Here is a 9,010-nt window from a genome sequence, read left to right on the forward strand (position 1 = left end):
GTGTGCCGGGGATGACGACGACGCAGATGCAGGCCAGGACGCTGAGTGCCGCCGCGAGGTTGCGCCGGCCACCGAGCCACCTCTCAAGCCCGCGTTGGAGCGGATCGAACAGGATCGCCAGGATGACCGCCCACAGGATCGCGCCATAATAGGGCGACAGCAGCCAGAGGAACGCCACCGTCACGAGGACGATGGTGGCGTGAAAGGCGAACTCCTGGATCTTCGTCCGCGACATGAGCGGTACAGGCCCCATGGTTGCAGACATCCTGTCTGGCCTATTCGGATCCGGCGTGTCCGAGCCGTCAATGTGTGGCTTCGACCTTCGGTGTGTCTGTTCGAGTTTCGGTTTCGGTGCCGGGCATCCGCCGCCGAGCGTCGAGATCATAGAGGATGGGAACGACGAACACGGTGAGCGCCGTGGATACCACCGTTCCGAAAATCAGGGAGATGGCGAGCCCGCCGAAGACCGGGTCCGTCACCATGATCGCCGAGCCCAGGATGATGGCGAGCGTGGTGAGAAGGATCGGGCGCAGGCGCACGGCTCCGGCCTGCCGCACGGCCACATCGAGAGGCATGCCGTGCTTCAGATTGTCCTGGATGAAGTCGATGATCAGCAGCGAGTTGCGGATCACGACGCCGGACAGGGCGATGATGCCCACCATGGAAGTTGCCGAGAAATCCGCCCCCACCAGCCAGTGGCCCGGGAAGATCCCGATGATGCCGAGCGGTACTGACGACATGGCGATCATGGGAATGAGGAACGACCGATAATAGGCCACGAGCAGGAAGTAGACCATGAGCAGGGCGCCGCCCAGGGCCACGCCCATGTCGCGGTAGATGTCGAGGGTCATGCGCATCTCGCCGCCCCACAGGAGTTGGTAGCCACCGATGGTGTCGGGCACGTCCTGGACGAAGCCGAGATTGCCGGTGCGCAGCGGCTGCCCGTCCGGCGCCGTGATGCCGGAAAGGCGCCGCTGCAGGTCCAGCACGGCGTAGAGCGGCACCGAGGCGGAGAGTTCCGCGCCGACGAAGGTCACCTTTTCGTTGTCGCGATGGAGGATGGGGCGGTCCGCCTCCGCGGGGATCACTGTCACCAGTTCGGAAAGCGGCACTGGCCTCCCATCCGCATTGTCGACGAAGACGCGGTCGAGCCGCGTCGGGTCCACCTCGAAGCGGCGGGGCACGAAGGCGCGCACATCCACCGGGTCCTTCTCGTCCGGCAGATGGGCGCGGCTCAGCACCTTGCCGCCGTAGATGAGGGAGAGGGCCTCGGCGATCTGCGCCGTGGAGACCTTGGAAAGGGCGGCCTTCTCCTTGTCCGGCACGATGCGGTGCTCCCGCACGTCCTCCGGCTCGGTGTCGATGAGATCGACCACGTCGTAGGTTTCCGTGAAGGCCTTGCGCACCCCGGCCGACAGCGCCCGCAGCCCCTCGGAATCCGGGCCGTAAATCTCGGCGAGGACGGTCGAGCGCAGCGGCGGGCCGGGTGGGTCCTCGACCAGGGAGACCTGGGTGCCGGGATAGGCCCTCGCGAGGGCCTCCACCTTGGGTCGCAAATCGCGCACGATGTCGATGGAGCTTTCCGACCGGTCGTGCTTGTCGGTGAGGTTCACCCGGATCTCGGCGATGTTGCTGCCGACGCGGCCAGCCGTGCCCTTGAACAGGCCGTTGAAATCCTCGACGCCCGCCTGCCCGATCCAGCTCTGGGTGTTGGCGACCTGCGGCTCCGTCGCGAGCAGCGCCATGATCTCCCGCGCGAAGCGGTCGGTGACCTCGATCGGCGTCGTCTCCGGTGTCTTGATGACGACGTTGAACGTGTTCTTGTTGTCCTTCGGCAGGAAGCCGAGGGGCACGCCCAGCGCCGAGACCGGGCCGGCGACGCCGGACGGGCGAACGAAGTGCCAAGCCCCCTGCATCATGGAGGCGATCATCAGGACGAGCACGGCCGCGGCGAAGATACGGCGGACGCCGCGCCGGTGCTGGAGGGGCGCGATGAGGCGAAGATAGAGGCGCTCCATCCACCCCGGCTCGCCGTGATGCGCGGCTTCCGCGTGGGCGTCCTCCTCCTGCACCTCATGGCGGTGGAGCCACCGGTTGGCCGCCCAGGGCGTGACGATGTAGGCCACGAGGACGGATGCGGCCATGGCGATGGGCACGTTGTAGGCGATGGGATAGAAATATTCGCCCGGCATGTCGGTGACGAAGAACAGGGAAGCGAACACCAGCATCACCGCGAAGGTGGCGAGATTGGTGGCGTTGCCGATTTCGTTGGTGGCCTCGACCGTCATCTTCTCCTTGCTGGCGCGGGAGCGCTTTGCGCCGTAGTGGCGGTGGATGTTCTCGATGACCACGATGGCCGCGTCCACCAGGAGGCCGAGGGCGAGGATGAGGGCGAACAGCGTCACGCGGTTGATGGTGACGCCGCCGAGAAGGTCGGCCGCAAGGGTGATGGACAGGATGAGCGGCACCGTCACCATCACAATCAACGCCTCGCGCCAGCCCAGGAAGAAGATCAGGACAAGCCCAACCGTGGCGAGGGCGATCAGGAGGTGCTCGAGCAGAAGGTTCACGGCGGCATCGGCCTTCTCGCCGTCGTCGCGGGTGACCACCGCCTGAACGTCCTTCGGCACGAACGTCGCCTGCATCTGTGTCACCCGGTCGATGACGGCGTTGGCCACTGTGACGGCATTGGCACCCTTCTTCTTGGCCACGGCGATGGTCACTGCCGGTAGATCTGCCGCGTCCGGTCCACCGAAGCGCGGGTCGCCGGGGCCGAAGGAAAAGCGGCTCAAGGTGGAGAGTTCAGGCGGGGGACCATCGGTCAGCGTCGCCACGTCGCGCACATAGACCGGGCGGCCATCATGGATGGCCACGATCTGGTTCAGCACGTCGTCCGCGGAGGTGAAGTCGGCTGAAAGCTTGATGGCCTCCACCTTTCCGCCGCGCACGGTGGGCGCAAGGGGCACGGAGAGGTTGCTGGCGCCGAAGGCCAGATAGGCCTGGCTCAGCGTCACGCCGAAGGCCTGAAGGCGGTCGGGATCGAGCTCGATGGCGATCTCTCGCGTCTGCCCGCCCTTCACCGAGATGACGGAGACGTTGTCCGTGCTGCGCAGGTGCTCCGCCATGCGTTCGGCGAGCCGCTTCAGGGCATAGTCGTCATAGCGCAGGGAGGAGAGGGTCACGGTGACGATGGGCACGTCGTCCGCATCGATGCTGCGCACGAAGGGCGTGCTCGCGTCTGCCGGCAGGCGGGCGCGGCTCGCCAGGACCCGGTCGTAGAGCTTCACCAGCGACTCTTCCTTCGGCTGGCCCACCTTGAACTGCACCTGGACCATGGCGAGGGAGTTCTGCGCCGTGCTCTCCACATGGTCGACGCCGGACATCTCGCTCATGATGCCTTCGAGCGGCCTGACGACGAGCTGCTCCACCTCGGACGCCGACGCGCCGGGCAGGCTCACCGTGATGAGGGCCGCCGGCACGATGATCTGCGGGTTCTCTTCCCGCGGGGTCTTCAGCACCGCCACAACGCCGATCAGCGCCACCGCGATGATGAAGACGATGGTGAGCTTGGAGGTGATGAAGGTCTGGGCGAGGCGCCCGGCCATGTTGAGACGCGGCGTGCTCATTTCGTCCCCGCGACCATGTTGACCGTCGCGCCGTCGCGCAGTGTGTCGGTGGCGCCGACGAGAACGGTCTCGCCGGCCGCGAGCCCGGCATTGACCTCCACGGCCTCGTCGATCTCCTTGCCGGTGCGCAGCCAGCGGAACCGCGCCGCGTTGCCGTCCAGCACGAACACCCCGTCGAGCCCGCCGCGACGCACGATGGCGGCGCGCGGCACGAGCAGCGCCGTGCGGGCGCCGAAGACGAAGTCCGCGCGCCCGAACATGCCCGGTACCAGCGCCGGGTCGGCGGGCAGGATCACGTTGATCTCGTAGCGCCGCGTGATGTCGTCTCCGGACGGTACGATGCCGCGCACGCGGCCTTGGAAAGCCTTGCCCTTCAGCGTATCGATCCGCACTTGGACCGTGGCCTTCGGGTTGATCTCACTGAGCTTGCTCTCCGCGACGAAAGCCTTGAACAGGAGAACTTCGCGCGATTCCACCGTCAGCAAGGGTGTGCCGGCGGTCGCCATCTCGCCGGCGCGCCGCGTGACGGCTACTACTACGCCATCCACGGGGCTGGTGATGGCGGCATAGCCTTTCTGGGCCCTGGCGGCCGCGAGCGCGGACTGTGCCTTGTCGAGGCCCGCCTGGGCGACATCCACGCGCACCTTGGCCTTGCGCAAGGTTTCAGCGGCGACGGAGCCCGTGACGGCGAGCTTGGAATATTTTTCCACGTCCTGCCTGGCGTCGTCGAGATCCTCACGGCTCGCCCGCACGCCGGCCTCGGTCTGCCGGATGGCCTCGTCGATGTCGGAGGGGTCGATGCGCACGAGGAGGTCGCCGCGCGACACCTTCTGCCCCTCGCGCACGTCGAGCTGCTGGATGAAGCCCACCACCCGCGAGGACATCGCGATGCGCCCGTCGGAGACGACTGAGCCGGGAATGCTATAGATCACCGGGACATTGGTTTCCTCGATTGGCACGGCCGATAGGCCCGTGGGCTTTTCGGAGGAGGGCTCCGCCGCGGCCACGCCGGCCCCGGACAAGACGAACAGGAACAGGGCCGCGAGGCAGGCGGCACGGGACATCGGCGCCATGTCACTCGTCCCCCGGCCTGCTGGAGGAGCCGACTTTCCTGTCGGCGCGATGCTGCTCAGCCTGGGGGTGGACGTCCCAGAGGGCAGAGCACTGCGCCCTAAACACGGACGGCGTGGCGAAGCTCAGGGGTGACATGACTGATCCTTTTGAATCACCAACCGTGTTTTCGATCGGGAGTGGGCCGGCCATGATCGCACGTTCGGCGTCTTGATAAGTTCATTCGAATGAACTAATTGTTGGACGAGGAAAATGCAATGGCAACAGAAACCACATCGCAGAGTGGTCACGACGCCCGGAGCGCAAAAACCCGTGAGCATCTCATCGAGGCGGCGATCGAGGTCGTCGGCGCCGTGGGTTATGAGGGGGCGAGCACACGCGCCCTGGCAAAGGCCGCGAACGCGAACCTGTCGGCCATCCCGTATCATTTCGGCAGCAAGAAAGAGCTGTATCTCGCGGCGGCGCAGATGATCGCCGACTATGCGCGGGGTCGCTTCGCGGAAGTCACCGCCTTGCTGGATGAACCTGCGGACGCCGATCCGGCCAGCCGCTTCGAAAAGGCGCTCATCCACCTGCTGCACATCGTTCTCGATGATGCCGAGCGGCACTCCTGGACGTCGTTCCTGGGGCGCTGCACCTACGACAACGACGATGCCTTCGCCCTCATCCACGATCAGGCCATAGCGCCGCTGCTCGACCGCCTCATCCGCTCCGCAAGCGTAATCTCCGGACAAAAGCCCGGTGAAGCGACCTTGCGGCTGCGCATCAGCGCCATCGTCACCGCCATCATCGGCTTCCGCTTCCTGCGCGGCATCATGCTGCGCGGCATGGACGGGGAGAGCATCCAGGCCGGCTATGTCAGGCAGATGGAGGACATGGTCCGCGATCTGTGCCGCAGCGATTTTCTCCGCGCGTCGCAGCCACGGTGATCCCCGGCTGCGGCCGCCTTTTCAGGCCCCGTCATCTTAGCTTCAGCACCCGAAAGGACAGCCGTCATGAGTGACCAATCCTACCCGCACGAGACCATCGTCTGGGTCAAGCAACGCCTCGACGAGCTCGATGCCATCATTGTCGAGGTGGAAAAATCCTCGGCCGAACTGGAGGGCAAGGTCCGGGCCGAGGCCGAGCAGGCTCTCGTCAAACTCAAGGAGTCCCGCCTCACCATCGGCAGGCAGTACGACCGGCTGCTCGCCGAGGCCGACGACGTGAAGCAGGGCGCCAAGGAGTTGCAGGACGCCCTCGACGACGAATGGGTCGAGGTGGAAACTTCCCTCCAGTCCTTCCTCGCGGCCGCCGCGGGCGAAGCGGGCGCGGTGCGTCGGCTCGTGGTCGCTCGAGCCGATGCGCAGCGCCAGTCGTGGGAAGCCTCGCTCCAGGCGTTCCGCGACCAGGCCACCGAGACGGTGGAAAAGGCCCGGCAGGACCTTGATGCCGCAATCCGGCGCCTGTCCGACGAGGCAGACAAGTTCCAGGCGAAGATCGGAGAAGCGAAGGACGCCGGTGACGAGTCGTGGGCGGCTGTGAAGACCGGCCTCGCTGAGGCCAAGGAGGTCCACGATCGCACGATCGAAAAGATCAAGGGCGCATTCGCCAAGCTGTTCTGAGCTTTGTGGCGCTCGGGTCCATCGGCCTCTTGAAGCCCCAGTGGAGATGAAAATGAAGACTATGCGCTCAAACATTTTCGGGCTCGCGATCCTGATTCCCGCCCTGGCGATCGCCGGCCCCAGCGCGTTCGCCCAGGGTGCTGCGACGCCCTCTCCGGCGCAGGGGGCCGGCCAGACCTCCGTCCCCCGCCAGGCCATCCAGTGGACGCAGGACAGCCTTGCGGAAGCCGACGCGACCATCGCTGCGCTGGAGCGGGAAGCTGCCAAGCTGCAGGGTGATGCCCGTGCCAAGGCGGACGCGGCGCTCAAGACGCTGCGCGACACGCGCGATGCCTATCGGGCGCAGGCCGACGCGGCGATAGCCAATGCGAAATCTTGGACCGATGCGCAGGTGAGTGCGGCTCAGGTCGGGCTCGATGCGAGTTGGGCGGCATTCCAATCGGCACGCGATTCCTATCTGGACGCAGCCAAGGCGGACCTCGCGACGCGCCGGGCTGTGCTCCAGGCGGAATTGGAGGCTCGGCGGACAGTCTGGCTGCAATCCATCGAGGATCTGCGCACACGGGCAGATAAGGTCTCGGACGACCAACGCGCGGCCATCGAGGCGCGCATTGCCGCGCTGAAGGCGCAGGTCGATGATGCTCAGGCTAGGCTCGCGCGGCTCGAAGAAGCCTCGAGTACAGCCTGGAAGGCTGTACAGAAGAGCTACGCCGATGCCAGGGCTCTCTTTTACGAGACCTATCGTTCGATTCGAAAGGCGATCGACGACGCGTCAAAGTAGAAATGTGTGTTTCGGCGTCGACGATTGGGTCTGACGCAATTGTTGTGGAGAAGATCTAAGTGCCAGACTCGACACTCTACGAAGGATAGCAACACCTTGCGAGGCGCCTTGTCATGAGGCGAAGATTTGCGACGATGATCCAAGATTCGGCGCTGGCGATGGTTCTCTCGACATCCTTTGTGAGCCTGCGGCAGCGCCCGAGCCAGGCGAAAGTGCGTTCAACGACCCATCGTCGCGGCAATGGCCTGCCGGAGGTCTGGAACGGTCCGTGCGGCGGCCTTTCGCAGGAGTGCCTTGAGCTTGGAGAAGGCATTCTCGATCGGGTTGAAGTCGGGACTATAGGGCGGCAGATGACGGGGCTGATGTCGCTGGGCCACGCGCTCTTCGTCGGCCTCGGCGCCTACAGCGTCGCCTGGGGCGCCTCGGTGCACGGCTGGCCGCCGCTGGTGACCTGGCCGATGGGCGTTCGCCATCGCGGTGGCGGCGGCGGCCGTCATGGGCATGCTCTGCTTCCGCTACGGCCTGCGCGGCTATTTCTTCGCGATCGCGACGCTCGCCTTCAACGAGGTGGCCTTCTTCTCGGTCTCGGCCAGCGTCGCGCTCGGCCGCTCGGACGGGGCTCATCCTGCCGACCTCCTCGGAGGATTCGGTGCTGATGCTGCAGTTCTTCGACAAATGGCCCTATGGGCTGATCATCGGCACGGTGCTGATCGCGGCGCTGGCGATCAGGCAGTACCTGCTGACCTCCCGCACCGGCTATTACTGACGGGCGCTGCGCGACAACGAGGAGGCGGCGGAAGCACTCGGCGTCGATGCGCGCGCCTACAAGCTGCGCTGCTTCATGCTCAGCGCCGGCATCTCGGCGCTCTGCAGCGCCTTCTACGCCAATTACGTCGCCTTCGTGGACCCGCGCTCGATGCTCGGGATCGACCTCTCGATCCAGATGCTGGTCTATTCGATCATCGGCGGCATGGCCCTGCTCTGCTGCCGCCAGCGCATCCAGACGTTTGATGCGGGCCTGGTTCCAAGCCTTATCCTCGGCGGTACAGATGCCCTTTTCCTTCAGATTGCGCACCGCGCCCTCGTGGAAGGGGAGATCGAGCCGGGAATGACCCGATTGCTGGAGCGACCACCGGCTCATGATGGCCGTGGTCTTCTTGTAAAGGCCGTAGGTCTCGTCGAGCGCCTTGATGAACGCATAGACGTCGGCGGCGGACTTGTCCTTCAAGGTCGCCACCACCGGGTAGCGGTAGGCGGCCATGGAGATTTTCTCACCCTTCTTCAGGCCGGCGGCGATGTCCTCCTCGAAGGGGCCCATGATGGGCAGCACCTTGTGAAGGGCGGCCCAGCCCTTCTTGTTGTTGGGATCGAGCGGAATCCAGCGGATGCCGCGGGGGGAATCGGCTTCGGTCGGTGCCCACGCCGGGGTCGCGAAGTCAAACATGCCCTCGGCGATCAAGGGCCGCAAGCGCCGCATCGTCACCGACACGCTTGGCCATTTGGTCGGGCTCGTCGTCCACGGTGCCGATATCCAGGATCGAGACGGGGCCGTCGAGGTCCTGAGCTCGATCCGCCATCGCTATCCCTGGTTGCGTCATGTCTTCGCCGATGGGGGCTACGGCGGCGAGAAACTGAAGGGACGCTTGACCAGGATCGGCTCCTTGACCCTGCAGATCGTCAAGCGCTCCGATCACGCCGGGGGCTTCGAGGTTTTGCCGAAGCTATTCCGGCCTTCACGACCGGCGAGTGCCAGAACTACTTCGAGGCCGCCGGATATGAACCGGTGTAAGGAGAAAATGCTCTAGATGTTTGATCCCGGGCTTTGATGGTGCAATCTCGACGCATGAATCGAGGGATGCGCTATGGGCCAGATTCACCACGGGAGCGCCACGACGACAGCGGCGGTCCGTCGAGCGATACAGCATAGT

At 65.4% G+C, this 9,010-nt stretch carries 6 protein-coding genes and 4 pseudogenes; 5 read left to right on the forward strand and 5 right to left on the reverse strand.

The window, feature by feature from the left end; all coding sequences use genetic code 11:
* From ABLE93_RS26265 to ABLE93_RS26275, 3 genes are all read right to left on the reverse strand, one after another.
* Positions 1–235, reverse strand: a 235-nt coding sequence (locus ABLE93_RS26265) for an AI-2E family transporter (protein WP_510183095.1), incomplete at its 3' end; no start/stop codon positions are given.
* A 67-nt stretch (positions 236–302) separates the two neighbouring features.
* Complete coding sequence (locus ABLE93_RS26270; RefSeq protein ID WP_348842625.1) at positions 303–3,626, reverse strand: efflux RND transporter permease subunit; 3,324 nt, start codon at positions 3,624–3,626, stop codon at positions 303–305.
* Positions 3,623–4,699, reverse strand: a complete 1,077-nt coding sequence (locus ABLE93_RS26275) for an efflux RND transporter periplasmic adaptor subunit (protein WP_348842626.1) — start codon at positions 4,697–4,699, stop codon at positions 3,623–3,625. The genes ABLE93_RS26270 and ABLE93_RS26275 overlap by 4 nt, the downstream gene beginning before the upstream one ends.
* Positions 4,700–4,954: 255 nt before the next feature.
* On the opposite strand from ABLE93_RS26275, the gene ABLE93_RS26280 reads away from it, so the two are divergent.
* The 3 genes from ABLE93_RS26280 to ABLE93_RS26290 all read left to right on the forward strand — a co-directional run bounded on the left by ABLE93_RS26280 (position 4,955) and on the right by ABLE93_RS26290 (position 7,082).
* Positions 4,955–5,626, forward strand: coding sequence for a CerR family C-terminal domain-containing protein (locus ABLE93_RS26280; protein WP_348842627.1), 672 nt, complete (start codon positions 4,955–4,957; stop codon positions 5,624–5,626).
* Positions 5,627–5,692: 66 nt separating this feature from the next.
* A complete protein-coding gene (locus tag ABLE93_RS26285) occupies positions 5,693–6,301 on the forward strand; it encodes a hypothetical protein (RefSeq protein ID WP_348842628.1) in 609 nt (202 codons plus the stop codon).
* Positions 6,302–6,353: 52 nt separating this feature from the next.
* Complete coding sequence (locus tag ABLE93_RS26290) at positions 6,354–7,082, forward strand: sll1863 family stress response protein (protein WP_348842629.1); 729 nt, start codon at positions 6,354–6,356, stop codon at positions 7,080–7,082.
* A 76-nt stretch (positions 7,083–7,158) separates the two neighbouring features.
* On the opposite strand, the pseudogene ABLE93_RS27135 reads toward ABLE93_RS26290, so the two are convergent.
* Positions 7,159–7,323, reverse strand: a pseudogene (locus ABLE93_RS27135) (transposase); the annotation flags it as partial.
* A pseudogene (locus ABLE93_RS27140) lies at positions 7,301–7,435 on the reverse strand (transposase); the annotation flags it as partial. The pseudogenes ABLE93_RS27135 and ABLE93_RS27140, both read right to left, overlap by 23 nt.
* Positions 7,436–7,854: 419 nt before the next feature.
* On the opposite strand from ABLE93_RS27140, the pseudogene ABLE93_RS27145 reads away from it, so the two are divergent.
* Positions 7,855–8,025: pseudogene (locus tag ABLE93_RS27145) on the forward strand (ABC transporter permease subunit); the annotation flags it as partial.
* Positions 8,026–8,536: 511 nt separating this feature from the next.
* Positions 8,537–8,803: pseudogene (locus tag ABLE93_RS26305) on the forward strand (transposase); the annotation flags it as partial.
* Positions 8,804–9,010 lie beyond the last annotated feature (207 nt).

The sequence above is a fragment of the Xanthobacter pollutisoli genome (genome assembly GCF_040044995.1).
GTDB lineage: Bacteria > Pseudomonadota > Alphaproteobacteria > Rhizobiales > Xanthobacteraceae > Xanthobacter.

Excerpts from the sequence above, each read along its gene's own strand:
- ABLE93_RS26270 (WP_348842625.1), bottom strand. The coding sequence starts at position 3,626 with ATGAGCACGCCGCGTCTCAACATGGCCGGGCGCCTCGCCCAGACCTTC.
- ABLE93_RS26275 (WP_348842626.1), bottom strand. The coding sequence starts at position 4,699 with ATGGCGCCGATGTCCCGTGCCGCCTGCCTCGCGGCCCTGTTCCTGTTC.
- ABLE93_RS26280 (WP_348842627.1), top strand. The coding sequence starts at position 4,955 with ATGGCAACAGAAACCACATCGCAGAGTGGTCACGACGCCCGGAGCGCA.
- ABLE93_RS26285 (WP_348842628.1), top strand. The coding sequence starts at position 5,693 with ATGAGTGACCAATCCTACCCGCACGAGACCATCGTCTGGGTCAAGCAA.
- ABLE93_RS26290 (WP_348842629.1), top strand. The coding sequence starts at position 6,354 with ATGAAGACTATGCGCTCAAACATTTTCGGGCTCGCGATCCTGATTCCC.